The sequence below is a fragment of the Psychrobacillus sp. NPDC058041 genome (genome assembly GCF_042885655.1).
GTDB lineage: Bacteria > Bacillota > Bacilli > Bacillales_A > Planococcaceae > Psychrobacillus.
Genome location: NZ_JBHVRO010000004.1, coordinates 83945 through 110640, shown reverse-complemented (window position 1 = coordinate 110640; position 26696 = coordinate 83945). Strand labels below are relative to the sequence as shown.

26 protein-coding genes are annotated in these 26696 nt (G+C 38.6%); 2 read left to right on the top strand and 24 right to left on the bottom strand.

The genetic code is table 11. The annotated features are described in order from the left end of the window. Positions 1–95 precede the first annotated feature (95 nt). A complete protein-coding gene (locus tag ACFVR1_RS08020; RefSeq protein WP_387582717.1) occupies positions 96–362 on the bottom strand; it encodes a YqhV family protein in 267 nt (88 codons plus the stop codon). An 882-nt stretch (positions 363–1244) separates the two neighbouring features. On the opposite strand from ACFVR1_RS08020, the gene ACFVR1_RS08015 reads away from it, so the two are divergent. Beyond that, positions 1245–2132 carry a cation diffusion facilitator family transporter gene (locus ACFVR1_RS08015; protein WP_387582715.1) on the top strand — a complete coding sequence of 296 codons (888 nt, stop codon included), beginning with the start codon at positions 1245–1247 and terminating at the stop codon, positions 2130–2132. Between the two features lie 148 nt (positions 2133–2280). On the opposite strand, the gene ACFVR1_RS08010 is transcribed toward ACFVR1_RS08015, so the two are convergent. The 19 genes from ACFVR1_RS08010 to ACFVR1_RS07920 form a co-directional block, all read right to left on the bottom strand. Continuing rightward, positions 2281–2685 (bottom strand): hypothetical protein, encoded by a 405-nt coding sequence (locus ACFVR1_RS08010; RefSeq protein ID WP_387582713.1) that lies wholly within the window; start codon positions 2683–2685, stop codon positions 2281–2283. Positions 2686–2976: 291 nt separating this feature from the next. After that, positions 2977–3960, bottom strand: coding sequence for a 3,4-dihydroxyphenylacetate 2,3-dioxygenase (gene hpaD, locus ACFVR1_RS08005; protein WP_387582711.1), 984 nt, complete (start codon positions 3958–3960; stop codon positions 2977–2979). 20 nt (positions 3961–3980) lie between these two features. After that, positions 3981–5492 (bottom strand): 5-carboxymethyl-2-hydroxymuconate semialdehyde dehydrogenase, encoded by a 1512-nt coding sequence (gene hpaE, locus ACFVR1_RS08000; protein WP_387582709.1) that lies wholly within the window; start codon positions 5490–5492, stop codon positions 3981–3983. Between the two features lie 27 nt (positions 5493–5519). After that, positions 5520–6443, bottom strand: a complete 924-nt coding sequence (gene hpaI, locus ACFVR1_RS07995) for a 2,4-dihydroxyhept-2-ene-1,7-dioic acid aldolase (RefSeq protein WP_387582707.1) — start codon at positions 6441–6443, stop codon at positions 5520–5522. Between the two features lie 15 nt (positions 6444–6458). Continuing rightward, positions 6459–6968 (bottom strand): flavin reductase family protein, encoded by a 510-nt coding sequence (locus tag ACFVR1_RS07990; protein WP_387582704.1) that lies wholly within the window; start codon positions 6966–6968, stop codon positions 6459–6461. Between the two features lie 39 nt (positions 6969–7007). After that, on the bottom strand, positions 7008–8492 hold the full coding sequence (hpaB, locus tag ACFVR1_RS07985) for a 4-hydroxyphenylacetate 3-monooxygenase, oxygenase component (protein WP_387582702.1): 1485 nt from the start codon (positions 8490–8492) through the stop codon (positions 7008–7010). 113 nt (positions 8493–8605) lie between these two features. Then, positions 8606–8992, bottom strand: coding sequence for a 5-carboxymethyl-2-hydroxymuconate Delta-isomerase (locus ACFVR1_RS07980; protein WP_387582700.1), 387 nt, complete (start codon positions 8990–8992; stop codon positions 8606–8608). 20 nt (positions 8993–9012) lie between these two features. Continuing rightward, positions 9013–9771, bottom strand: coding sequence for a fumarylacetoacetate hydrolase family protein (locus ACFVR1_RS07975; RefSeq protein WP_387582697.1), 759 nt, complete (start codon positions 9769–9771; stop codon positions 9013–9015). After that, a complete protein-coding gene (locus tag ACFVR1_RS07970) occupies positions 9768–10559 on the bottom strand; it encodes a fumarylacetoacetate hydrolase family protein (RefSeq protein ID WP_387582694.1) in 792 nt (263 codons plus the stop codon). Before ACFVR1_RS07970 ends, ACFVR1_RS07975 begins: the two co-directional genes overlap by 4 nt. Before the next feature lie 65 nt (positions 10560–10624). Continuing rightward, positions 10625–11422: an ABC transporter ATP-binding protein gene (locus ACFVR1_RS07965; RefSeq protein ID WP_387582691.1), complete on the bottom strand. Its 798-nt coding sequence runs from the start codon at positions 11420–11422 to the stop codon at positions 10625–10627. Then, complete coding sequence (locus tag ACFVR1_RS07960) at positions 11397–12449, bottom strand: ABC transporter permease (RefSeq protein WP_387582688.1); 1053 nt, start codon at positions 12447–12449, stop codon at positions 11397–11399. The genes ACFVR1_RS07965 and ACFVR1_RS07960 overlap by 26 nt, the downstream gene beginning before the upstream one ends. A gap of 17 nt (positions 12450–12466) precedes the next feature. Next, positions 12467–13441: an ABC transporter substrate-binding protein gene (locus ACFVR1_RS07955; protein ID WP_387582685.1), complete on the bottom strand. Its 975-nt coding sequence runs from the start codon at positions 13439–13441 to the stop codon at positions 12467–12469. Positions 13442–13555: 114 nt separating this feature from the next. After that, positions 13556–14977, bottom strand: coding sequence for a dihydrolipoyl dehydrogenase family protein (locus ACFVR1_RS07950; RefSeq protein WP_387582683.1), 1422 nt, complete (start codon positions 14975–14977; stop codon positions 13556–13558). A gap of 1 nt (position 14978) precedes the next feature. Next, positions 14979–16193 (bottom strand): dihydrolipoamide acetyltransferase family protein, encoded by a 1215-nt coding sequence (locus tag ACFVR1_RS07945; protein ID WP_387582681.1) that lies wholly within the window; start codon positions 16191–16193, stop codon positions 14979–14981. 12 nt (positions 16194–16205) lie between these two features. Beyond that, entirely contained in the window at positions 16206–17222 is a 1017-nt protein-coding gene (locus ACFVR1_RS07940; RefSeq protein WP_387582678.1) for an alpha-ketoacid dehydrogenase subunit beta, read from the bottom strand. A gap of 3 nt (positions 17223–17225) precedes the next feature. Continuing rightward, on the bottom strand, positions 17226–18281 hold the full coding sequence (gene pdhA / locus ACFVR1_RS07935; RefSeq protein ID WP_387582675.1) for a pyruvate dehydrogenase (acetyl-transferring) E1 component subunit alpha: 1056 nt from the start codon (positions 18279–18281) through the stop codon (positions 17226–17228). Between the two features lie 45 nt (positions 18282–18326). After that, positions 18327–19475, bottom strand: coding sequence for a Leu/Phe/Val dehydrogenase (locus ACFVR1_RS07930; protein ID WP_387582673.1), 1149 nt, complete (start codon positions 19473–19475; stop codon positions 18327–18329). 31 nt (positions 19476–19506) lie between these two features. Then, positions 19507–19926 (bottom strand): thioesterase family protein, encoded by a 420-nt coding sequence (locus ACFVR1_RS07925; protein ID WP_387583293.1) that lies wholly within the window; start codon positions 19924–19926, stop codon positions 19507–19509. 589 nt (positions 19927–20515) lie between these two features. Next, positions 20516–21481, bottom strand: coding sequence for an NAD(P)H-dependent flavin oxidoreductase (locus ACFVR1_RS07920; RefSeq protein WP_387582670.1), 966 nt, complete (start codon positions 21479–21481; stop codon positions 20516–20518). 84 nt (positions 21482–21565) lie between these two features. On the opposite strand from ACFVR1_RS07920, the gene ACFVR1_RS07915 reads away from it, so the two are divergent. Beyond that, entirely contained in the window at positions 21566–22093 is a 528-nt protein-coding gene (locus ACFVR1_RS07915; protein ID WP_387582668.1) for a gamma carbonic anhydrase family protein, read from the top strand. A gap of 269 nt (positions 22094–22362) precedes the next feature. Here the strand turns inward: ACFVR1_RS07915 and paaX are convergent, their stop codons facing one another. The 4 genes from paaX to ACFVR1_RS07895 form a co-directional block, all read right to left on the bottom strand. Next, positions 22363–23241: a phenylacetic acid degradation operon negative regulatory protein PaaX gene (gene paaX / locus ACFVR1_RS07910; protein WP_387582666.1), complete on the bottom strand. Its 879-nt coding sequence runs from the start codon at positions 23239–23241 to the stop codon at positions 22363–22365. A 454-nt stretch (positions 23242–23695) separates the two neighbouring features. Beyond that, positions 23696–24472 carry an enoyl-CoA hydratase-related protein gene (locus tag ACFVR1_RS07905; protein WP_387582663.1) on the bottom strand — a complete coding sequence of 259 codons (777 nt, stop codon included), beginning with the start codon at positions 24470–24472 and terminating at the stop codon, positions 23696–23698. A gap of 105 nt (positions 24473–24577) precedes the next feature. Further along, entirely contained in the window at positions 24578–25783 is a 1206-nt protein-coding gene (locus tag ACFVR1_RS07900; RefSeq protein ID WP_387582660.1) for a 3-oxoadipyl-CoA thiolase, read from the bottom strand. Continuing rightward, a complete protein-coding gene (locus ACFVR1_RS07895; protein ID WP_387582658.1) occupies positions 25780–26652 on the bottom strand; it encodes a 3-hydroxyacyl-CoA dehydrogenase in 873 nt (290 codons plus the stop codon). Before ACFVR1_RS07895 ends, ACFVR1_RS07900 begins: the two co-directional genes overlap by 4 nt. Between the last annotated feature and the right edge of the window lie 44 nt (positions 26653–26696).

The following is a 26696-nucleotide window of genomic DNA, read 5'->3' as shown; positions in this document are numbered from 1 at the left end:
TATAATGCAATCGCTTGCACCAATATAGTAAACATTTAAAAACATGGGAGATTAAAAATAGGTTTATAAATAGAAGAGGTTTGCGCTATCCTTCATTATTTAGACTTTAAGCTAAAAAGAATAAGTATAATTCCACTAAAGAGGCAGATCATTCTAGTTAATGAAATCTTCTCAGCCAATCCAAATAATGCTATAGCTGTAGTAATGATCAATACACAAGGACCTACTAAGGCTAGTAGCGTGTTAATATAAAAGGCTTTTTCTAAATCATTATATTTATACATAAACATTGCAGCAGTTATATCTACACTTCCTGAAAAAATTCTCATTATTATCATAAATAGAAGTGCTTTTTCGATCAATAAGAACTCCACCTTCACCTAGACTTTCTAAAGTGTATGAATATATTACTGAATTTATCATTTAAAATATTTTTCAATTAAGAGAAACCGGACACAAAAATCCCCAGTTTTTTAAGAAGAATAACCGTAGAAATACCTTTGTTTTCCGCTATGGCGGACGCTTTTCGCGGGCATGGCTTCAGTCTCCTGGGCCAACACGATGTTGGTCATGAAGGCGTCGCCTCAGGACGAGGCGACCTTAGCCTTCCTTCCTTTTCTCGTTCCTGCGGGGCCTTCCGCTCATGCTATTCCCGCAGAAGTCGCCGCCTCCGCTTCAATCAACTTGTGCAATGTTGGAAATTGATAGATTGGTTAGAAGAGATAGAAAACAACTGTTCAAAAAAAGAAAATAACTTAAGATTTTTTCATGGCAGAATTCATAATTAAACAAAGGGATTTAGAAAGCAAATCAAGATTGGATGGACAATATATTACTAACGATTATTCCGTCTTAAAGCTAAAATTAGCTTTTTCATGGTAGATGGGTAGCTACATATAACTTTAGACATGGTAGTTTTTTTCTTTTAATAAAAGTATTATTCTACCTATTCATAGAGTATCTAAAAAGTATATAGTTTGAATAAGGGAGTATAAATGCCTTTATGGAAAGTTTTCTACAATTAATATTGTAAAATTCGTATAAAAATGAATTTTGATTAATAGTATATACAGTGCTATACTTTTCCTATGTCTTTTATTTAATTAGATTAGCGTGGTGAAGGAAATGACATATTTTATTGAAAAATTTATAAATATAGTTTTTTTTAATAACCCAACCCTTGACCAAGATGGTCAAGGGTTTTTGTTTCCTTTGTGCAATAAAACTAGTTGGGGGAATAAGTGATGAGTTTAGAAAACAAACAATCCTCTTTCGCAATTTGGATTAGTTTAATAAGCAATGTATTTCTGACGGTATTAAAAATAGTTGTTGGCTTGTTATTTAACAGTCAAGTACTTCTTGCTGATGGCGTACATAATGCTGGAGATGTTATTGCATCTGTCGCTGCGCTAAGTGCGATGCGTGTATCCAAACGACCTCCAGACGAAGACCATCCATATGGACACGGTAAAGCAGAAGTTGTTGGAGCTGGAATTGTTGCTATTATCTTAGCTATCGCAGCATTATATATTGGTTATCATTCTGTCTTAGCATTATTTGAAACACCTCATAAAGCAACTTTTACTGTATTAATAGCGGCGGCAATTTCTCTTATTTGGAAGCAAGTTCTTTATGTTTATACCATCAATATTGGTAAAAAAGAAAATAGCAAGGGCTTAATCGCAACGGCTTACGACCATCTTGCCGATGTCTATGCCTCTCTAGCTGCCGTAATTGGTATTGGACTTGCTATGATTGGAGATCATTTCAATATTGCAGTATTGGCATATGGCGATCCTGTTGCAGGTATTATCGTTGCAATTCTTGTATTAAAGTTAGCCATTGGAATGGGAAAAGAGTCTGTTGATGTACTAATGGAAAAAAATATTGATTCTGAAACTATGGAAATAATCTTCGAGTTGGTTCAATCCGTTTCTGAAGTAAAACGAATTGATCGCATCAGAGCAAGAGAACATGGGCACTACATCATCGTCGATGTTCGAGTAAGTATATCAGCTTCACTAAGCATTCAAGAGGGTCACGATGTTTCAAAAGAAATTAAAAAAACGATTATAAAGCAATATTCTAATGTGGAGGAAGTTCTTGTTCATCTGAATCCATGGTACGAATAATTAGGCGGCAAAGTAGCTGCTTTAAAGTATTTCATTTGAACATGCACACACTATTTTTCATTTAAAATAAATTCCAGCCCCCTACTTATCTTTAAGGGGGCTGGAATTTATTCTACAAATATAACTGTCTTTGGCTAGAAGTTTTCCATTAGATCCTCTTATCTTCTTTTGTATCAATCATAAATGTGTTGAGAATAAATAAACCGAAACTTATTAACAGAACAGTTCCACCAACAATGTAAAATACTAAAGAGAATGTTTCATTCACATTAAATGGTTTTAATGTATTTAACCACATTCCTCCTGTTAAACCGATTGATCCGATTACTGCGGTCCATCCATGAGCTGCTACTAATTTGGAAGATTTAATTTTGTATACTCGGTAGAAAATACCCCACGCAAAGATTGTTAACCATCCTACGACTAAAATGTGCGCGTGAATTGGACGGAATTGATAGCTTCCTGATCCCGCCATATGTGAACCTAATATAGCTCCTAACAAACCAAAAATTGCAGCTAAACGAATTAATCTTAAACTCCATTTTGTTTCCATTACATTAACCCCCATAGTATTTTTTGTTACTATGGGGGTTATAATACTTCGTCAACATGAACTTCAGATGAATTCCACATTACAATTTTGACAATTCCATAAAAATAAAACAAAAAATCGTATTCCAGAAAAACTCTCTTGAATACGATTTTATACAATTCTTCTATCTTAATACGAACTTTATCGATTTTGACTTTGTATAATCGTTCTGTTTTTCTTTGTAAAACCAGCTAGGAAAATGATAAAATCACCATTTCCCTAGCTGGTTTTGTTGTATTTTCAGTTCCGTTCCTAAACGACAATTTTCGGCTTTCTTTGTTCCAAAAATGGTTCTTCACTTTTTATCTCTTCACCCGTTTCAATATCAATGAAGGTACTTGTTTCATTGAACCATCGATCTGGTGCTTTATGTCCCCAGAATGTTTGACGAAGCGGATCATTTAAATCCCATCGTTTTGGCTTTAAATCCGGGTCGCTTGTTAAATAATCACCTGTATAAAGCTCTATGCGATGACCATCTGGATCTCTCAAATAAAGGAAAAAGGCGTTAGATAGGCCATGGCGTCCAGGTCCTCGTTCGATCGAATCCGCATATCCCAAACTGGCTAAAACATCACAACAATCCAGCACACTGAGTCGATCAGCTAGTGTGTAAGCAAAATGATGTAGCTTCGGTCCTGGACCACTCATGAATGCTTGGTCATGAACGGTTGGTTTCCGATAAAGCCATGCTGCCCACAATTCTCCGTCTTCTGTATCCGTATACTCTGAACACGAGAACCCTAAGTCTTTCACATAGAAATCAAACGCTTTTTGAACATGCGGTACTGCACAATTTACATGGTCAATTCGTTGAATTTTAGCTCCCGAATAAAGGTCATAGCGCTGCAGCATACGATCGACAGTCGTCATTTCCGCAAAAAATTCTAATGGAATGCCTGATATATCATGGACACGAAGAGTTCTTCCAATTGCATGTTGTTCCCCTTTCGCCATCCATTTTGTTTTTAGTCCTCTTGAAATAAAAAGCTTTTCTATTTCATCGAGATCCTGTTCTTTTTCTACTTTATAACTAAGTACTTCGACAATAGCTTTGTCTGCTTTTTTCAATAGTAAACTATGATGAGAGTGTTCTTCTAGACCTCTTAAGTATAGATGATTTTCATCACTTTCCGTTTCAATCATACCAAGTCCATCCACATAGAATTTACGGGACGCTTGCAAATCCAATACATGAAGAACTGTTCTTGCGATACGAATGATTGAAAAATCCATCGTGTTCACCATGCCTTCCTTTATTTTTTACCGAACTGCTGAATACGATGATCCGCAATCGAAACATGAATAATTTTCTGTTCTGTGTAAAACCCAAAGCCGTAATGTCCGCCTTCACGTCCAATACCAGATGACTTTGAACCTCCGAAAGGTGTTCGTAAATCACGAACGTTTTGTGCATTCACCCAAAGCATTCCGGCTTCCACTTTATGTGCAACTCGGTGACCTCGTTTAATATCATTTGTCCATACATAACCCGCAAGTCCGTAATCAATATCGTTTGCAAGCTTAATAACTTCTTCTTCATCTTTAAATGTCAAAACAGTTAGAATGGGGCCGAAGATCTCTTCTTGCGAAACGCGCATATGATTTTCAGCATTTAGTATAAGCGCAGGTGCTACAAAGTTTCCTTTAGCAAAATCAATTGGAATGTTTCCAGTAATAACTTCCGTACCTTCTTCTTTTGCTATATCCAAGTAGCTTTTCACCTTACTAAAATGCCCTTTATCAATCAGCGGACCTACTTCCGTTTCTGAGTCTAGGGGGTCACCAACTTTAATATTGGCAACACGTTTCTTTAAAGCATCTATAAATTTATCTTTAATTCCCTCTTGTAAAAACAAGCGTGAGTTCGCGGTACAACGTTCACCGTTGAATGAGTAAATCCCCCAGACACAAGCATCTAATGCACGCTCAAAGTCAGCATCTTCAAAAACGATAATTGGTGATTTACCACCAAGTTCCATCGAACAACTTTTCAGTGTATCAGCGCTATTTTTTATAATTGTTGAACCTGTCTTTGTTTCCCCTGTAAATGAAATTAGTTGTACATCCGGATGTTTTACAAGTGCATCCCCTGCTACTTCACCGTAGCCATGAACAACGTTGAAAACGCCTTTTGGAAGATCCGCTCTATGAATAACTTCCGCTAGTACATTTGCGGATAGTGGAGAAAGTTCGGCTGGTTTTAGAACAACTGTGTTACCTGTCGCAAGTGCTGGTGCCACTTTCCATGTCTCTAACATGAATGGGGCATTCCAAGGAGTTATTAATCCTGCAACCCCAACTGGGGCATGGATGGTGTAGTTAATAAATTCATCATCTACTTGGTAGGCATCGCCAACTAGACGACTTTCCACCATACGTGCATAAAATCGAAAGTTCTCTGAGGCACGGCTTACCATATTTCGCGTCTGGCTAATCGGGAGGCCTGTATCAAGCGCCTCTAAGTAAGCTATTTTTTCAATCTCTTCATCAATCAGATCTGCAATACGATAAATATATTCCATTCTTTTATTCAGCTTCATCGTTTTCCAAGGACCATTATCAAAGGCTTCACGTGCGGCAGCGACTGCTTTATTAATATCTTCAGACTGCCCCTCTGCAACTTCATTAATTTGTTCGTTCGTAAACGGGTTTATATTTTTGAACGTCTTTCCACTTACAGCGGAAGTGAATTCTCCATTTATATAGAGGGAAATATTTTTTTGTGATTCATGTTTATAAGAGACTAACTCCTGAGAAGATAACATTTCTATCACCTATTTTCTTATTTATAGTTACTTTAAAGCTGCTTCCTTAGGCAAAATAGCTAGTTCGATAAGTGATTCTCGAACTTCTTGTTGTATTTCTTTTGATGGTAATCCTAATGGCAAGCGCAGTTTCGGTGTTATTTTCCCCATCATGCCCAGTGCTACTTTAACTGGTGAAGGATTTGTATCTTTAAAAAGTACATCATTTAATGGCATTAATTCGAAGTGAAGATTTTGTGCTCTTTCGACATCTCCAGCTTCCCATGCATTATAAAGCTCCGCTACTTTTGTGGGCTCCACATTTGCTGTTGCACTAATAAATCCAGCACCGCCAATTGCAAGCATTGGGTAACAAAGTAATTCAATTCCTGAGAACAAAAGGAAATCTCTTCCACAGTTTAGAAGCACACGATTAACATGTTCAAAGTCTTTATTTGCTTCTTTTACACCGATAATATTCGTACAATCTTCTACTAAGCGTTTCATCGTGCTAACTTCCATATTGACGGCGGATCGACCAGGTATATTGTAAATAATGATTGGAATTTTAACTGAATCTGCTACCGTTTTAAAGTGCTGATAAAGTGCTTCTTGGTTTGGCTTATTGTAGTAAGGTACGATAACCATAGCGGCATCTGCGCCTATTTCTTCTGCATATTTCGTTAGCTCCATTGTTTCATCATGATTTGTAGACCCTGTTCCAGGTGCAAAAAACACACGTCCATCTATTGTCTCTTTCGCTAGTTTCATAACCCTTTTTCTTTCAGCAATTGTTAAAGAACTTGGTTCGCCACTCGTTCCTGTAACAGATATCCCATGACTTCCGCTTTCAATTTGCCAATTGATCAACTCGATGAATACTTTTTCGTCAATCGCACCATTTTCCGTAAAAGGTGTAACGACAGGACAAATGGAACCTCTTAATTTCTTTTTAGCTTCTTCATATGCCATTAGAATCTACTCCTTCTAAGTAGTGGTTTCCAATTCTTCTAGTTCTTTTAATTCCCGATACTTTCCTTGACTAAATAGTAAAGGATCTTTTTGTTCAAGCTTAACTCCAGTAACATGACCGATAAAAATTGTGTGGTCTCCTACTACATATTCGCTATTCAGATCACATGTAATCACCGCTAAAGTATCTTCAAGTATTGGCAGTCCTTTAAAGTAAGTGAACGTAACTTCAGATTCTGATTTAAGCTGACCTGCAAATTGTTTCGACTTATTTTGTTGGTTAGACGATAATATGTTAATCGCGAATCGCTTAGAATCCTTTATATGCTGAAGCATTCTTGCATTTTCTCCAATACTAATTGCCACAAGCTTCGGATTGAGAGAAACGGACATAAAAGCGTTTGCAGTCATGCCATGCACCACTTTATCTACTTCGGTTGTAATAACCGTTACACCTGTGGCAAAACTACCCATCACATTTCGGTATAAACGATCATCAATATCGTGATCTACTTGCTGCATCATTTCTTCACCTCTCTACTTTCAGAAGATGTTATCTTGATTTTAAGATAATATTCCTGCTTCTTTTTTTGCTCTATTTAAAAACTCCGAAACCATATCTTTATAAGGTTGCTTATTAAACCCATCATAATAAGCATTTGACATTCTCACTGGATCTCCAAAGAAATAATATTCATAAAGTGCTTGTCGGTTCCCAAATGCACTAATGGAAATATCCCACGCTAGGCGGAATAGCTGTACTTTTTCCTCGCCGTTTATATTTGCACCTTGTGTATAGCGATGAACTAACGAACCGACGTCCGTATTGCTAAAGTCCGCTTCTGTTGGAAGAGCCATTAATCCAGAAGCTCCTAGAATTTTAATGATTTCATTCATACGCTGATACATTTTCGGGAACCAGTTGCGTGCTGCATTTAACGGTTCGAAGTCTGGTGTCATATTGCCGTATTGATCAATTTTTGCATTATGCTCGGATTTAAATAAATGTGAACGCATCACTTCTAAAATAACCATGATTTCACTTGCTTTTTCCTTCACATGCATAAATTGATCAATACCAATTGCCTCCATCATACTAATGACTACACCTAGTATGAACTCGGTTTTTACGACGTTTTTGCAAATAACTTGATGTGTCATATGTATTACCGCATTCGTCTCAGCGTAAGTGCGATTACATATATTAGTACTTTCACATACAAAAACCCTTTCCCATGGAACTAGCACATCTTCGAAGGAAATGATTGCATCACTCTCATCAAACCTAGCTCCGAGCGGGTGATCCCATTTACTCTTACCATAATCGAAAGATTCACGGGATAGGAATTTTAAACCCTTAGTATTATTTGGAATGGCAAACGCAAATGCGAATGGGTCATCTGTAGTTCCTGGAGTTCTATTTATAGTCGAAGGGAATACGACAAGCTCATCTGTAATACCGCCTAAAGTTGCCAAGAGACGACAACCATTCACAATAATTCCATCCTCCGTCTTTTTCGTAATCCTTGCTGACAGAAATGGATCTTTTTGCTCAGATTGCGTAAGCTTGGATCTATTTACCTGTGGGTGAATTAATGTATGGGTTAAACTAATATCGTTTTCACGTGCATATTCATAGTAATTTGCTGCATTTTTAGCAAATTGATCACTTCCGCCGCCTTCTTGCGCAAAAAATTGACTCGCTGTACCGAAGGCCATAATACTTGTGTTCAAATAGTCTGGCGAACGCCCCATCATGCCACCGGAGAATGCAGCCCATTCGCTATGCATTTCACGTCTTTTGAATAAATCTTCCTTCGTTTTAGGAGCAATAAAAGATAGACCAACTTTTTGCCCTGATGTCGGAGAGGTATATAACATTTTTTCCGGTTTCTCGTGTTGTAAGTCGTAAAGACCCGCAACGCTTTCCACTACATTTTTAAATGCTGGATGTGTCGTAACATCTTCTACTTTTTCCCCATGAATCCATACTTCTGTTTGCCGTTTTTTTATCCCATCGATGTATTCTTTGCCCGTTCGTGCGCCCATTCTATTCCCTCCTCATTTGAAATAATATTTTCAGATCAATTTCTCACAAAATTTATATTTGAATTTTCAGAATACTAATTATAATACTAGACTAGTTGAATAGAAGACCTATACTACTTTTTAAATCTAGCGTGAATATTATTTTGTTTATAAGTGCCAGCTTCACTAAATTCAATTAGTTCCATGGACAAGGCTAAATATCGCTTAGCCATTAATGACGAGAAATGTTCTTTCATCACTTCAAAGAGCGCGGTACAAACTTCTTTCTTTATTTCATCTGAACGCCCAGCACCAATTTTAAATACAGCATGGACAAATGCATCATCCTCGGCACCATCTGCCACACGGTACTCTTTTAGTTCAATTGCCCTTGAGCGGATACCACCTATAGGAAAAATAGTGTCTCGCGCAATAAGAACTTTATGAATTTCCTCGAACAATTTCGGAAGATTCGCCTCTTCTTTAATATTATCCGTGTACTCTACGATAAAATGCGGCAAATATAGCCCTCCTTCTCACACTATGCATTTGTAAAGGATTCTTCTCCGATTATGGTATTTACTAAGCGACCAATTCCTTCTACTTCCGTGACGACAACATCTCCGACTACTGTATCGATAGACCCTTTTGGAGTACCTGTAAGAATGACATCATTTTCACTCAACGTCATAAAGCTACTTAAATACTCAATAATCGAAGGAATATCAAATATCATATCTGCTGTCGTTCCTTCTTGAACGAGTTCGTTGTTTACATGTGTTGTCAATTTTAGATTCATTGGGTCCGCAATATCTTTCATATCGACAATCCATGGACCAAATGGTGTACATGTATCACGATTTTTCACTCGCAAGTTTGGCCGATAATAGTTTTCTAAATAATCTCTGATGGCGTAATCATTGGCGACACTGTACCCTTTAATATATTTGTAAGCATTTTCTCTTTTTACATTTCTAGCTGTCTCACCGATGATTACGGCCAATTCACATTCATAGTGCATATAAGTGACATCCGATGGGCGACAGGTATATGCTTGATGCCCAATAAACGTATTCGGGCCTTTTAAAAAGACAAGCGGTTCAGAAGGAGCAGCAAATGCAAGTTCCGCTGCATGATCTGCATAGTTAAGTCCTAATGCAAAAACCGTACGCGGCTCTATCGGCGTAAGCCAAGATACATTGTGCTCTTCAACTATTCGACCATCGTCTAATTTAAGATACCCTTCCCATTCAATCGCTTCATGGATAGCCCCCCCATATGCAATTCTTGCTCTTCTCATATCGTCCCCCTCCGATTAATCTCTGTTTCTTCTAAAATAATATTTTCTAGACTTCCGATTCCAGTTATTTCTATTCTTATTTTATCTCCAACTTCTGCTTGTGGAGCCTCTTCAGGAATTCCTATGAGTAACAAGTCACCTTTGCTTAACGTCATAAACTCAGTTACATCCACGAGTAAACGGGAGACTGTACGAATTAAATTGGATGTTGAACTTTCTTGTCGAAGCTTATCATTAATGAATACTCGAATGATTAAATCATCAGGATTATCCACTTCATGACGATCAATTATCCAAGGACCAATTGGACAAAATCCATCACGTGCATGATGTTGAACTGCTGGACGGTATAAACTATCATGTGGCACACTTACATCATTCACAATTGTGTACCCTGCAATATAAGTTAGCGCAGTTTCTTCATCCACTGCGACAGCCTTCTTTCCTATTACTAATCCTAGTGTCGCTCCCATTTCCAGTTTAGTTATCCCTATTGGCATGGGGATTGCTGCTCCATGTCGGTTAAAGGTATTTGCCGGTTTAATATAAAGAACAGGGGCGATTGGAGGCGAATTATATGGTTTATTATTGACAGCATCCCCAAGCCTTTCAAGTGCTCCCTTATAGTTCAGAAGTGTGCCAAAAACTGTCCCCGTAATTGGTGTATCGAATTGTATTTCATTTGCACTTAATATATTGTCCTTTATCCTAACTGTATTCGTTCCGGTATTTACTTCTCCGAATACTAGTTCACGTTTCCCTAACACTTTCATCTTGGCACTGCTCATATGCTTCACCCCTTAGGCTATTCTCCAGAGCACAAATATATTTCCCGAGAAATATGGAGCGCAAATTATACTGATAATAATGCCTTATCACTAGTTAATTTCTCTCCCCGAATGCGTTGGAATTCATCCATCAGTTTAGGAATTGTTAGCTTTTTCTTTTCATCAGCTTCTATTTCTAAAATGATCTGACCTTTATCCATCATAATAAGCCTGTTCCCTAAATCTAAAGCTTGTTGCATATTATGGGTGATCATCAGCGTTGTAAGCTGATCTTTTTCTACAAGTTTCTTAGTTAAGTTCGTAATTAGTTCTGCTCGCGAAGGATCGAGCGCAGCGGTATGCTCATCAAGAAGCAAAATAGATGGTTGGGTAAAAGTAGCCATCAAGAGAGATAGAGCTTGCCTCTCTCCACCAGAAAGCATCCCTACTTTTGCATTCAACCGATTTTCAAGGTTTAAATGAAGCGTTTCAAGCGAAGTACGGAAAAATTCACGACGTTTCTTGTCTACGCCCTTTTTTAATGAACGTTTTTTGTTTCGTGAATAAGCCATCGCCAGGTTTTCTTCAATCGTCATCGTAGGTGCTGTGCCTGCCATTGGATCTTGAAATACCCTTCCAATCATTTGAGAACGCTGATATTCCGGTACTCTTGTAACGTCTTTATTCGCAATTTCAATTACACCAAAATCAGGAGAAAGAGCGCCGGATATCATATTCAACATAGTCGATTTTCCAGCTCCGTTGCTTCCAATCACCGTCATAAAATCTCCAGGATTTAACTGAAGATTAATTTGATCCAAAGCAATTTTTTCATCAGGAGTTGCTTCATTAAATAATTTATTGACCTGACTGAGCTTTAGCAACGGGATTTCCCTCCTTCATTAGCAAATGTTTTTGTTCTACTAAACGTTCCGCATGGCGTTTTGCTTTTCTACTTTTTTCTCGTTTCTTTTCAATGAATTGCGGCAAAATCAATGCTCCAATTACAATAACTGCCGTAATTAATTTCATATCTCCTGTATCGAGAAAATTCACTCGAAGTGCAAGACCAAGTACGATTCGATAAATAATAGCTCCTGCAATTACAGCAAATGTTGTTCGAAGAATCGTTTTAGTTCCAAAAATCGCCTCACCAATAATAACGGAAGCGAGTCCAATAATAATCATTCCAATACCCATTCCGATGTCAGCAAATTTTGCATACTGAGCGATCAATGCTCCTGAGAAGGCTACAAGTGCATTTGAAAAGCCAAGACCGACAATAATGAGTGTGTCAGTATTAGCAGATAAACTTCGAATCATTTTCTTATTATCGCCAGTAGCTCTTATCGCAAGACCTACTTCGGTTTTCAAAAACCAATCGACGATAAATTTAATGATTAAAACAATAATAATCATGACGAACACTGTACCCCAGGTTGAAGGCAAGTTCTGTAGTCCTAGACTACTTAAGTAATTATTAATGGTAGTATCAATGCCTAAAGAGCCCCAAAATGATTGGAACTTACTAAACATTGTTTCAGCATTTAATAAAGGTATATTCGGACGACCAATGGAATTTGGAGACGTTAGCCCCATTATGCGTAAATTGATGGAGTACAAGGCAATCATCATTAATATTCCAGATAGCAGCGCATTAATTTTTCCTTTTGTATGTAGGAGTCCGGTTACACATCCAGCAAGAAAACCCATAACTATAGCTACTGCTGTAGCTACCACTGGATGGTATCCAGTGATAATCATCGTGGCAGCTACCCCAGCTCCTGTTACAAAACTACCGTCCACTGTTAAATCCGGAAAATCTAGCACTCGGAATGATATATACACTCCAAGTGCCATAATTGCATAGATGATTCCTTGCTCCACAGATCCAAATACAGCTGCAAACATACAGAATCACCTCCTATTTATTCAACAAGCTCAGCTTTCCATTCATCTTTAATGTCAATTCCTAAAATAGCAGCTGTTTTTTTATTCAAAACCAATTTTAACTTTTGTGGGATTTGAACAGGTAAGTCAGCTGGCTTGCTTTCACCTTTTAAAATTTTGACAGCCATTTGTCCTGCTTCGTAGCCAATGTCATAATACTCAAATCCATAAGCAGCTAACCCGCCTCGTTTAACAGAGTCAAATTCCCCTACCATCATCGGAATTTTGTTATCGTTTGCTACTGAAATTACGGATTCAAGCGCGGAAACAACCGTGTTATCTGTAATGATGTACATTGAATCCACTTTACCAATTAATGATTCAGCTGCTTGTTTCACATCTGCAGATGTTGCAACAGACGCTTCCACAACAGTCATATCCATACCTTTTAACATTTCTTTTACCGCATCTACTTGTGCACGAGAGTTTTGCTCTCCAGAGTTAAACACCATTCCAACCTTTTTCGCACCTAATTGTTCTTTAAGGAACTTCATCGTATCGGAAATTGCATCAGGATGAGCATCAATTGTACCTGTTACATTACCACCCGGTTTTTCCATTGATTTAACGAGTTCTGCTCCAACTGCATCTGTTACGGATGTGAAAACAATTGGAATATCAGATGTCGCACTCGCAGCAGCTTGAGCACTAGGTGTAGAGTTAGCAAATATTAGATCCACCTTTGCACTAACAAGATTCGTCGCTATTGTAGTGTTAGCACTATTATCCCCTTGAGCAATTTGTTTATCATATTCTGCATCAATTCCTGCATCTTCTAAAGCCTTTTGAAAACCATCTAAAGCAGCATTCAAAGATGGATGTTCTACAATTTGAGTGACGCCAATTTTATATTTCTTAGAGGATCCCGCCTTTTCTCCTCCATCACCACATGCAGCAAGAATTAATGTAGTACTAAAAATAACAGCCATCATTTTTTTCCAAGTGTTCTTCATTTACCTTTCCCCCTCTTAAGTTGTTTTGATTTATTTTGTATTTATGTGAATCCAAATAAAATTTTAATATTCCGTCTATTTAAGATACATGCGCACATGTGCTTTTAGTAGATATTAAGAATTTTTATAAGGTTTAGCATGAATCGCTTGTCCGATAAGCCCTTCTACCACTTCCAGTAGCCCTTCGTTGAATCCCGGATGTGCATAATGCGGAAACTTTATGTCCTCTTCTTTCGCAGCCATTTCAAGTAACTGTACAAACGAGCCTGACATTTCAACTGCTCCTTCTCCAATCATATGAATACCTTGAATGATTTCAGTAGTTGAATCGGAAATAACTTTAATAAACCCATCCTTTTTGCCAGTAATTGTTGCATAACCGTTCCCACCAAGAGCAAATTGACTGACACGAATAGACAACCCAATTTCGCGTGCACTTTGTTCCGTGAGCCCTACCGAGGCAACTGGTGGAATTGTATGCGCGACAACCGGCATAAATGTAAGGTCAACTTCCGTTTTTTCTCCTACTATGGAGGACACAGCAGCTTTTCCTTGCTTGATTGCTTTTACTGCGAGCATTGGACCTTCCGTTACATCTCCAATTGCATATATGGAAGGGATCGATGATTGCATATTTCCATCTATCTTTATGAATCCCTCAACTGTTTGTTCAATCTGGAAACGACTAATTCCTAGAGAATCCAAATTTGGTTTCCTTGTTCCGGAAACGAAGAGATGAGATCCATGAATTGTCTCTTCTTCATTTTTATCCGTTAAGAACGTTATTGATATCTCGTCATCCGTCTCATTAGTTGAAACGAATTCCATTTCTTTATGCACGTTAATTTTACGTTTTTTAAATACACGAAGTAATTCTTTATTAATGGATTCATCGAAAGGAAAGCCTTTGTCATCTATCACTATACTAACTTTTGCTCCTAATGCAGCAAAACTAGAAGCAGCTTCGAGTGCAATGTAATCTTGACCCCTTACTATAAGATGCTTCGGTATCTCTTCCAATTTAAATAGTTCATGAGGAAAGAGAGTTCTTTTCCCATTTTCTTTCATCTTAGTCGGTAGAATCGGGGAACTACCTGTTGCGATAATTACTTGTTCAAATTCAAAAATATCGAATTGGTGTCCTTTTTCTACACCGATTTTGTCTACAGCAAGGAAGGTAGCTTTACCTCGTATTAATTCAATTTTGTTTACCTTACATAAACTTTCTACACCAGATCTAAGTTGGTGGATAACTTTCGCTTTATAGGCACTTAGCTTTTGGAAATCCAAAAGGTTATCCGAACTTCCGATACCAAGTTCTTGCAAATGTGCGGCTTCTGAGCGTTTAGCTGCTACGTGTGTATAAACTTTAGAAGGAATGCATCCTTCATTTAGACAAACACCACCCATGTCAGCCTGTTCAATTAGCGTTACGGAGAGACCAAGCTGTGCAGCCCGTATGGCAGCACTGTAGCCGCCTGGTCCTCCTCCAATGATTATGAGTTTTCGTTCCTGACTGATCTCCCCAACAACCATTTTATATCATCTCCATCATTAGTTTGTGGGGGTGTTCGATTAGGCTTGCAAAGCGATTCGTAAATTTAACGGCCGTCGCTCCATCCGCTACACGATGGTCAAATGCCATAGACAGTGTCATAATACGACCGATAACAATTTCATCATATTCATTGACGATAGGTTGTTTTTTCGTTTTGTGAAAAGCAATTAGAGCCGTTTCAGGATAATTAATAATTGGGGTTGCACCAGTACTACCTAGTGGTCCAACATTACTCACTGTAAAAGTACTATTTTGCATTTCAAACGGTTGTATCTTCCCTTCGATCGCTCTTTTTGTTAAACCTTTGACTTCATTATTAATCTCTTTAATCGTTTTCTTATCGACATCATGGATAACAGGGACGATTAATCCGCTATCCGTGTTTGTTGCGATACCAATATGGTAGTTTTTCTTGAGTAATATCCTACTATTCTCTTCATCTAGTTCTGCATTGAATATCGGAAAGTCCTTCAATGCAATAACAAGTGCTTTAATAAGAAATGCGGATATGCTCACTGACTCACCAGATGTTTTTAATTGCTCATTCATTTCAAACAGTTTCGTCATATTAACTTCATCAAAATGAGTGACATGCGGGATTGTAAAAAGTGATTTCGTCATCTTTTCAGCAATCTTTTTTCGAATACCTCTAAAAGGAATTTCATCAGGAGCTTCTTGAACTACAACCGCTTGCTTCACATCATTTACATGCTCCTTCTCGGTTTGTAGACCTTTTAAGAACCGAAAAACATCTTCTTCGGTTATTCTTCCTGAAGGATCAGCAGCATGGACGTCTTCCAGATTTATATTGTTGTCGCGCGCAATTTTTCGTGTATATGGTGCAGCAAGTACTCGTTTAAAAGTAGTAGGTGCTGTTGCTTTTTCAAGCGGAGGAATCGCCTTTTTCTCTTTAACTTGTTTCATTTCTATCGATGATTTTAGTTCTGGCTGACCACCCCCATCTACTTCAATGTAGAGTAGACTTGTTCCTACTTGAACAATTTCACCAACTTCAATAGGAATTTTTTTCACGATACCTGAGCAGGGCGATGTGAGTTCAGCAACCATTTTATCTGTTTGTACTTCGACAAGAGGCTGATCCGTCATTACCGAATCTCCAACTTTGACTAAGTAATGGATCACTTCCCCTTCCGTCATTCCTTCCCCGACATCATGTAGCTTTACTTCGAGCATCCCATTTCCTCCTTAAAAATGTACCACTTTTTCTATTCCTTCCATGACGCGTGCTTGTGTTGGTAAATAATGTTCTTCTAGTGCAAAGAATGGAACCGGAACGTCAAATCCTGTTACACGTTCGATTGGAGCTCGAAGATAGAGGAAAGCGGTATCATTGATAATTGACACGATATCGTTCCCAAGACCGCCAGTATTATGCGCTTCATGGATAATAACCGCTCTAGTTGTCTTCTGCACGGACCCCGCAATAATATCGCGATCTATTGGATACAATGTTCGCAAATCGATAATTTCACAACTAATACCCTTTTTCTCTGCCTGTTCAGCTGCTTTTTCCGCTATTCCAATCATAGCTCCCCAAGCAATTAGAGTTACATCAGTACCCTCCCTTACTATTTTTCCTTTACCAATTTCCACCGTATATTTACCGACAGGGACTGCTTCTCTCTTTGCTCGATAGTTTTTCATAGGCTCCAAAACTATCACAGGGTCAGGATCTTCCATGGCTGCAATCAACAAACCTTTTGCATCGAATGGATTAGATGGGCAGACAACTTTGATACCAGGCATATGCGTGAACAAAATTTCTGTACTGTCCGAATGTATTTCTGGAGCACGAATTCCAGCTCCGTATGGTGCCCGTATAACCATAGGAACTGTAAAACGGGACATTGTTCGCATTCTAATTCGTGAGACATGTGTCATAATTTGTTCGTACGCAGGATAAATAAAACCGAGGAATTGAATCTCCGCAACCGGTCTAAAGCCATTAACCGCAAGGCCAATTGAAGTACCGATAATTCCTGCTTCTGAAAGCGGTGTATCGACCACTCGGTCATCACCAAACACTTCCTGAAGTCCTTCCGTTGCACGGAAAACCCCTCCGTTTTTCCCGATATCTTCACCAAGAATGATAGTTCGATCATCCTCTTCTAGCATTAAACGCATACCATCATTAATCGCTTGAATTAACGTCAGCTGCTTTGTCGTCTCGGTTTTTTGATCCGACTCTTTCAATTGTGCCATTCATTAATGCCTCCCTAAGTGTGATAGGTACGCTTCTTTTTGTTCAGCGAGATGAGCTGGCATTTCAGCGTATACATGATTGAAAACGTCCGCTACGTTTGGCGGCGGAAATTTCTCCATTTCTTCAACAGCCGCTTCCACTTCACTATTCGTTTTTTCTCTAGTCGCTTCAATCCACTCATCATTCCAGTAACCGTAATTTTTCATAAATAACTCTAATCGTGATAGAGGATCAACAAATATCTCCCCTTGTTTTTCAGAACGATACTTTGAAGGATCATCAGCAGTCGTGTGTGCACCTTTTCTCCAAGTAATTGCTTCTATTAAAGTCGGGCCATTTCCATTTCGTGCATAGTCAAATGCTTTTTTCGTTTCAAAATAAACTACAAAGCAATCGTTTCCGTCAATTCTTACCCCTGGCATGCCATAAGCAACTGATTTTTGTGCTATAGTTGCCGAATTCATCTGTTTTTCAATTGGAACGGATATCGCATACCCATTATTTTGGTTAAAAAAGACGACCGGCACTTTGAATACACTCGCAAAATTCAAGCCTTCATGAAAATCGCCTTCCGAAGTTGCACCATCTCCGAAATAAGCAATTGCTGCATTCTGTGTTCCTCTTCTCTTTTCAGCCCAGGCAGCCCCAACTGCATGGGGAATTTGAGTCGCGATAGGAACAGCTGGTGGGAAAATATTTCTATCAGGCGGAGCTACACACCCCTCCACTCTGCCATTCCAATATAAAAACGTTTGAACCATACTTTTTCCAAATGTGATTGTTGCACCATGATCTCGATAAGTCGGGAATACCCAGTCGTCAGCATTTAACGCGAGTGAGCTCCCAACTTGAGCCGCTTCCTGTCCTTCAAATGGCGCATAAGTTCCAAGCCGTCCTTGTCTTTGCAAATTAATCGCCTTTCTATCAAAAGTACGGACCCGTAGCATGTGATAATAAAGGTCTTTAACCAATTGCTCATCAATTTGTTTTTCAAAGCTCGCATCTACAAGAAAGCCCTCATCATCTATTATTCTTTTAATAGGATAGTTATGTTCCACTTAACTGCCTCCAATCAAGATAGTCTATTCAAAAATGGGAAGGGTTTACTGAATCTTGTTAAACGACCATTTTGGTTTTGTTGGTGCTGAGTAAAAACTATTCCGTTTTCTTCGACTTTCTATTCGTTTCTCACACATCTCATTCGCCGATTCCTCTGTTGTTTTTCCACTACTCGCAGCATCCTGATACACTTCCAAAATCGCATCGTATATATGTTTAGTTTTTGCTAATACACGTTCCTTATTAATACCATACAATTCATCCGCTACCTGAATGAGCCCCCCAGAATTTACGATGTAGTCCGGTGCATATAAAATCCCTTTATCACGTAACAACTTGCCGTGTCTATCATCTAATAATTGATTATTGGCGGATCCTACAATCGCTTTAACTTTAAACTTAGGGATTGTAGTATCGTTAATAATCCCACCAAATGCACATGGAACGAATATATCCGCTTCTTGCGAATAAATGTCATCATTTGCAACAATTTGTACTTTTCCCGGTGTTTTTGCTGCTACTTCCTCAATTGCCTTCAGACTTTCTTCGTTAATATCTGTTACGTAGATGTGAGCACCAGCTTCAAGTAATCCACTTGCTACTTTGAATCCAACCTTTCCTAGACCTTGAATCGCATAAGTCTGTTGCCCTAATTCGTCACTTCCATATAGCAACTGATTAGTCGCTTTTATACCGTACAAAACACCTGCTGCTGTTGGTATAGAAGAATCACCACCACCTCCATATACCTCTGGCAGGCCGTTAACGAAGTTCGTTTCTTTCATCGCATGAATGAAATCATCCATCGTCGTCCCCATATCCGTTCCTGTATAAAAGCGACCACCTAGTGAGTTTACAAATTGACCAAACGCGCGAAATAATTCCGGAGATTTATCTGTTTTAGGATCACCGATAATAACTGCTTTTCCGCCACCGAAATCTACGTCTGCCGCTGCACATTTGTACGTCATTCCTTTTGAAAGACGCAGAGCATCTTCCAACGCTTCTTCAAGACTGTTATAAGGTTGCATACGACATCCACCAAGTGCCGGTCCAAGCGTTGTGTCGTGGATTGCAATTATTGCACGTAAGCCAGTGGATGGATCATTACAAAAAACCACCTGTTCATGCTTAGCCATCTTATCGAAGAGATTAAATTCTTTTGTCATTGAAAATTTATCTGCCATTATCATCTTTTAAGCCCCCTCGGCGATTAGTTCTTAACTAAATTAATTTCTTTTTCTTAGGAAATAATGAAGCGCTTTTTAGTTTTTCAGCAATCATTTTTTTCGGTAAAATTACTTGCTTCACTTCACCTTTTCCGATGATACCGTTGTGATTTGATGCAGTCACTTTGGTCAGTACTACATTGTCAAACAGTCCCTCTAAGGTTGCAGTTAGTGTAACTATGGAACCGAGTGTAGAAGGTGCTAAATGGTTTAGTTTAACCGATGCTCCCATTCCCTCTTCATCGTCTTCCAAAAATGGTAGAATAATTTTTCTAGAAACCCACTCCATATGATATGTCATAGCTACTGTTGAATAGACAGGATGCACAACTTCTCCTTCAAATGAAGCAAACATATCCTCGGTTACAATTATTTCTATTGTCTCTTCTCTACCTAATTCCATCCCCCGCCTCATCATTTCACCTCTATTTACTATATGGTAGATTGTTAATAAAACAGAATGGTGTTTCGACAATTTAATTCACCATTCAACAAAAAGTTGTAAACGCTTACATAATTAACGACAAATTCACTTAGCATAACAGTATTATAACGTAATAGTATCAATCCGTAATACGATAGTCAATACAATAATCAGAAAAATCTATGTATTTCGAATTAATTTTTCCCAGAATATACATATCACAGAAAAGATTTTTACACTCAGATTTATAGCTCTGAAGTTCACTTTCCGCGGGGCGAGCAACGAGCCTCCTTCTCAGCTAATGAGTCCACATAACGCGATTTGTTAAATAGGGCTGTTCAATAATATGAAAATCGTTGAATCGGCTCCCTTTCCGCACGGCGTTTCTTTAGTCGCCTCGCACGTTGCGGGGTTTTCTGCTAACGCTATTCCCGCAGGAGTGTCGCCTTTTTCAACGATTTACTATAGATAGTTTTTCAGTGCCCACATGAGCTATATAGATACTTATTTACAGATTTTTCTCCAAAAATCCACTCTCTATATGAGATTACATTCCAGCATCTCAGTGGCAGACACTAAGCTATTTCGCTAGTAAACTCTTAAATTCTTTAGAGGATTTACACATTTTATTTTCTGCTTCTTTCATCATTTCATCGATTAATTCTTTTACTGTCGGAATGTCTTCTATTAAGCCTGCGATTTGACCACTATTAATAAAACCATTTTCCATATCGCCTTCGATCGCACCTTTAATATGTTGTTTTTCCGATGTCATTTCACTATATTGCTCTAAAGTCATTCCCATCTTATCTAACTCATCTAGCTTCATCGCATATGGAGTCTTTAAAATTCTTCTTAAGCGTCCTACACTTCTTCCAATAATCAGCGTTTCTGTATCACTTGCCGCCACTAGGTTTTGCTTGTACACATTGTGAAAAGGTGCTTCCTTTGTTGCAATTAAACGAGTACCAATTTGTACACCACTAGCACCTAGCATAAGTGCAGCAGCCAATCCTTTGCCGTCGCCTATTCCTCCTGCTGCTAAAACGGGAATTTTTACATGCTTCACTATTTGTGGTATGAGCGTGAAGGTCGTTAGTTCTAGGTTTGAGTTGATGCCCGCTGCTTCAAACCCTTCTGCAACGAGTATATTAGCACCAGCTTGTTCCGCTTTTTGTGCATGCTTTACAGAAGCTACAAGCGCTATAACTATTACACCATGCTCATGAAGTACAGGAATATAAGGACTTGGATTTCCAGCTGATAATGAAACAATCGGAACTTTATGCTTGATAACAAGATCAATCAGTTCATTTACAAAAGGCGAAACACTAATCGCGATGTTTATAGCAAAGTTCTTATTTGTTCGCTGCTTCGTTTCGAGTATTATCTTCTCTACTTCCGTTGGTGACATGGTCCCACAACCTATTGTGCCAAGACCTCCAGCTTCTGATACAGCTGCAGTGAGTTGAGCGTTGCTAATATTGCCCATTCCACCTTGAATAATTGGATAGTTAATTTTTAGCTTTTCACATATATATATCATTTTTTATCCACCTCTCACCAAATATGTTATATTAAAATTAATAGAATAACAATTCCGATAATTTTAAAAGCGAGGAGAAAATTTATGATTATTTCGTATAAAGGGAAAAAACCTAAGTTAGATCCCACTGTTTTTGTTGCACCAGGAGCCAAAATTATTGGAGAGGTTCAAATTGGAGAAGAATCTACGATTTGGTTTAATGCGGTTCTACGAGGAGACGAAGGATTGATTTCAATAGGTAAAAAATGTAGCATTCAGGACAATTCGACCATTCATTTATATGAGGATGCGCCAGTTGTAGTAGAAGATGAAGTCACTGTTGGACATAATGTCATTCTACATGGCTGTAAGGTAGGGAAACGTTCAATTATTGGGATGGGTTCTACCATTCTGGATCATGCCGAAATTGGGGAAGAGTGCATTATCGGTGCCAACACATTAATACCACCTGGAAAGAAAATTCCTCCCCGCTCACTAGTCGTTGGTTCGCCAGGAAAGGTAGTTAGAGAGTTAAACGAAAAGGATTTCGAGATTATCCAACTATCGATTAATACTTATGTTCAAAAAGGGTATGACTATAGAGAAATTTTTCAAAACGAAGAAAAGAAATAATACATGCAAATGAAATAATAAACACTATCTATAGTATAGCAGCAGCCAAGAATCAAATCTTGGCTGCATTTTCTATTTGGTCGGGAATATAAAGGGTAAAACAAGAAAAGGGCAACCATTGGCATGACGAAAGCAACCACTACTACACGAAGAGCAACAGATTCATTTATGAAAGCAACCACTTCTCAAATTGTAAGAGATAACTTGTGAAACTTTCATAAAGTTGTTAGGTTTAAGACGTCAGATTTTTATTAACACGTCGAAAGTTGTTAATCCATAAGAAGCGGATGATCATCTGCATCATATCCTTTGTCTTTCCGACGCATATCATTATCTTCTTGGAATACTTCTTCAAAAAATTTGCTTGCAGACTGTGCCAACAATTTATAATATTGTTCAAATAACAGAGCTGCATGGTTGCCACTCCAAATTTCGGGGAGTAATTCTTTTGGAAGCCCAGGATCAGTAAAGAGAAATTTTCGGTATTCGTGTACGAGATTAGTCCGTTCCACAAAACACTCTGCATCTGTCATCCGTCCATCGTTTATCATACTTTGATGAACAATATATTGTTCGCTATAGGTCGAAATAAATTCTTTATATTTCCCATCGATTTCTTGAAGTGGCCAGCTTTTTTCAACAAGCTCTCTGTTTGCTTGCGGCCCTTTGTATTCCGATACAAAGAAATCTACATAAGTTTGTATTTCATATTTTTTAATAAGAAACTGTACTTCTTTTTCAAGATTGTTCGGCGAAATCCAGCACCCATTGGAAAAGCTTCCAAATCCACTCCATAAAAGCTCTTTTCGGAGTTCATCACGGATTTGTCTTTTTTCTTCCGGAATGGTATACATAAGCATACGCCACTTTCCATCCCAATCGTTTGGCATCAATTTAAAAATCCGAATCGCAGCTTCTTCCATCCGTGCTTCTCCGCGTTCAGTCAGAAAGTAATAACTCTTATTTCCTTTTTTCTCGGATTCGAGCCACCCTTGTTTCATCATTCTTGATACAGCTACCCGCACCGACTGTTCATTATGGCCAAATTCCTTCAATAATCGGATTAAGCTCCCAATCCAAATTTTGTTGCCGTAATGACGGATATAATCTCCGTATATTGTAAATATCATTGATTGCGTATTCGACATATAGACTCACTCTTTCTTTTTTCCTACCTAACAATATATCACGCTTCTTTTCTTCTTTCATTATTTTGTTATAAGAAAGTAAAGACCCCTACATTTAGGGTAATTCGACTTTATGAGTTGTGGTTGTCCAATAAATAAGAAAATCGTTGAAATTGCTCCCTTTCCGCGGGCGTGCCTTATACTCCCCCGCTGGGCTGCGGTGTCTTCGGCTACCGCTGTTCCCGCAGGAGTGTCGCCTTTGTCAACGATTTTCTAGAATGATTGAAATGGTAGGGAGGAAATCGTGGAAATTCCCCTCTACTTTTTGTCTCTATGAAAACCACATATCAAGCTTCTCACAATAGAAAGACTAAATAATGGTGATATGCAAAATTATTTCAAGCCAAGATACCCTTAACTTAATACTTGGTCCTTATTATCTGTTTAAAAACAATTCTCGAATACAGTACACTGATTACTTCCCTAAGAAGATTGGTTTTCTTTTCTCGCTGAATGCGTGTAGTGCTTCCATTCGATCTACTGTTGGAATTGTTAATTCGTATGCCTTAGATTCAATTGCGAGTCCAGTTTGCAAATCGGTATTCATCCCTTGCGTAATTGCATATTTTGCTTGCTTAATCGCCACAGGACCATTTCCCATCATTTCATATGCAAGTTGTTCACAAACCTCAAGAAGGTTTTCTTTCTTCGCAGTTTTCAAAACTACCCCAAGGTGAACTCCTTCTTCTGCTGTGAATTTCCTTGAAGTGAAGATTAGTTCCTTCGCTTTCATTTCTCCAACTAGCCTTGGAAGTCTTTGCGTCCCGCCCGCACCTGGGATGATAGCCCAACTCGTTTCCGTTAGACCCATTTTCACTCCTTCAGCTGCAACGGAAAAATCACATGCAATCATTAATTCAAAACCACCACCGAATGCATATCCATTTACAGCAGCAATCGTCGGCTGTGGGAGATTTGCAATGTTGTTGAACACATCACGAATCGCTTTCACATTTCTTCGAACTTCTGTTTCCTTCAATGTTTTTCGCTCTTTTAAATCAGCACCTGCACTAAATGATTTGTCACCTGCTCCAGTAAAAATGACTACTCTTACTTCCGCATCAAGCGAAATCGCATCAACCACTTTTTGAAGCTCATGCAATGTTTCATAATTAAAACAGTTCAATGCATCTTCACGATTAATAGTGACATACGCAATATTGTTTTCTTTTCTTAGTAAGACAGTTGTCATTTTGTCAGCTCCTTTTCGATTAAAAGACTACCACACTCTCTCTGTTACTCTTCCTTTATGTTTAAAAAGAGTACTGACTCTTGAAGGGCAGCCTTATTCAACTTCTTATTCTGGTATACGTTCAAAAATCGTTGCAATTCCCTGCCCTACACCAATGCACATCGTGGCTAATCCGAACTGAACGTCTTTTTTCTTCATTTCATATAAAAGTGTTGTAACAATGCGAGCACCACTTGCACCTAAGGGGTGTCCAAATGCGATTGCTCCGCCATTGACGTTTACTTTTTCAGTATCTAAGTCTAACTGGCGTATGCACTCCAGTGATTGGGAAGCAAATGCTTCGTTCAATTCTACGAGTCCAATGTCTTTAGTTGACAATCCTGCACGGTTCAAAGCTTTTCTAGAAGCAAAAATTGGCCCTAGCCCCATAACAGAAGGTTCAAGTCCCGCAGTCGCTCCCGTAACATATTTTGCTAAAGGCTTTAAATTCAATTCTTTCGCTTTTTCGGCACTCATCAGTAGTAAAGCAGCCGCACCGTCATTTACACCTGAAGCGTTGCCTGCCGTAACGGTACCGCCTTCAAATAATGGTTTTAGTTTTCCAAGTTTCTCAAGCGTAGTATCAGGACGTGGATGTTCATCTTGATCTACAATGATTTCATTGCCTTTTCGGTCCTTATAGATAACAGGAACAATTTCTTCAGCAAAACGATTTTCTTCTATTGCTTTTTTTGCACGTTGCTGACTTTCGAAAGCAAATAAATCCTGATCTTGCCGAGTTATATGATACCTCTGTGCAACGTTTTCTGCTGTTTGCGGCATCGTGTCTACACCGTACATTTCTTTTAGTTTTTTATTTGTAAAACGCCAGCCAATCGTTGTATCTAGCAGTTCCATATTGCCACGCGGAAATTCTTTATCTGGCTTTGCCATAACAAGTGGGGCACGAGTCATACTTTCAGTACCCCCTGCAATGTAAATATCTCCTTCACCGACTGCAATTGCTCTAGCTGCGTACATGATAGCGTCAAGTCCCGACCCACACAGACGGTTAATAGTCGTGCCTGCGACTTCGACTGGTAAGCCAGCTAACAATCCAGACATTCGTGCAACGTTCCGATTATCTTCACCCGCTTGATTTGCATTTCCGAAAACTACTTCTTCAATTTTTTCTGGGGAAAGCTTAGGATTTCGATCAACAAGTGCTTTAATAACGATAGCTCCTAAATCATCCGGTCGCACATCTTTTAAGGCACCATTATATCTTCCGATAGGCGTACGGACAGCATCCACAATGACAACTTCTCTCATTTCGTCACCAACTCTTCCCCAGTTGTATAGTCGTATACACCCTTACCAGTCTTTCTTCCAAGTCGCCCCGCTTTGACATATTGCTCTAGTAGAGGTGCTGGACGATACTTCTCCCCAAGCTTTTCGTGTAAATATTTCAAGTTATTCAACCGCGTATCAAGTCCGACTAAATCTACAAGTTCGAACGGTCCCATTGGGTAATTTAACCCTAGCTTTATTGCTTTATCAATTTCTTCGGGTGTGCCTAGCCCTTCTTGAAGCATGTAAAATGCTTCGTTGCCAACTAGTGCGCTTATCCGGCTCGTTACGAACCCAGGAAATTCATTTATGACGACAGTTTCTTTACCCATTTGTACAGCTACTTCTCTAATTAATTCTGCCGTCTCATTACTCGTTTCTAATCCCCGAACAATTTCGACAAGAGGCATTTTATGTACTGGGTTAAAAAAGTGCATTGCTATTGTTTTCTCAGGACGTTTACCAAAAGAAGCTATTTCCGTTGGGCTCATCGTTGAAGTATTCGTAGCAAAATAACAATGAGCTGGAGCATATTCTTCTATCGTTTCAAACACTTGTTTTTTAATTTCCATCTTTTCAGGAACTGCTTCAATAATTAAGTCCGCAATACTAGACGCTTTTTCAAGGTCGCTTTCATAAGTCAAATTTCTACGGGATTGTTCCGCTTGTTTAGATGAAATTTTTCCAAGCTTAACACCTTTCTCAAAAATGCTATCTATTTCTTGTTTCGCATTTTGTAATGCAGAATCATTATTATCGACTAGGGTCACAGCATATCCACCAACCGATCCTACATAAGCGATTCCTCTCCCCATCACACCTGAACCTATAATTACAATATGGTTAATCATCGTTATCCTCCTTTGATAATGAAAGAAGACGGACAGGGTTCTAA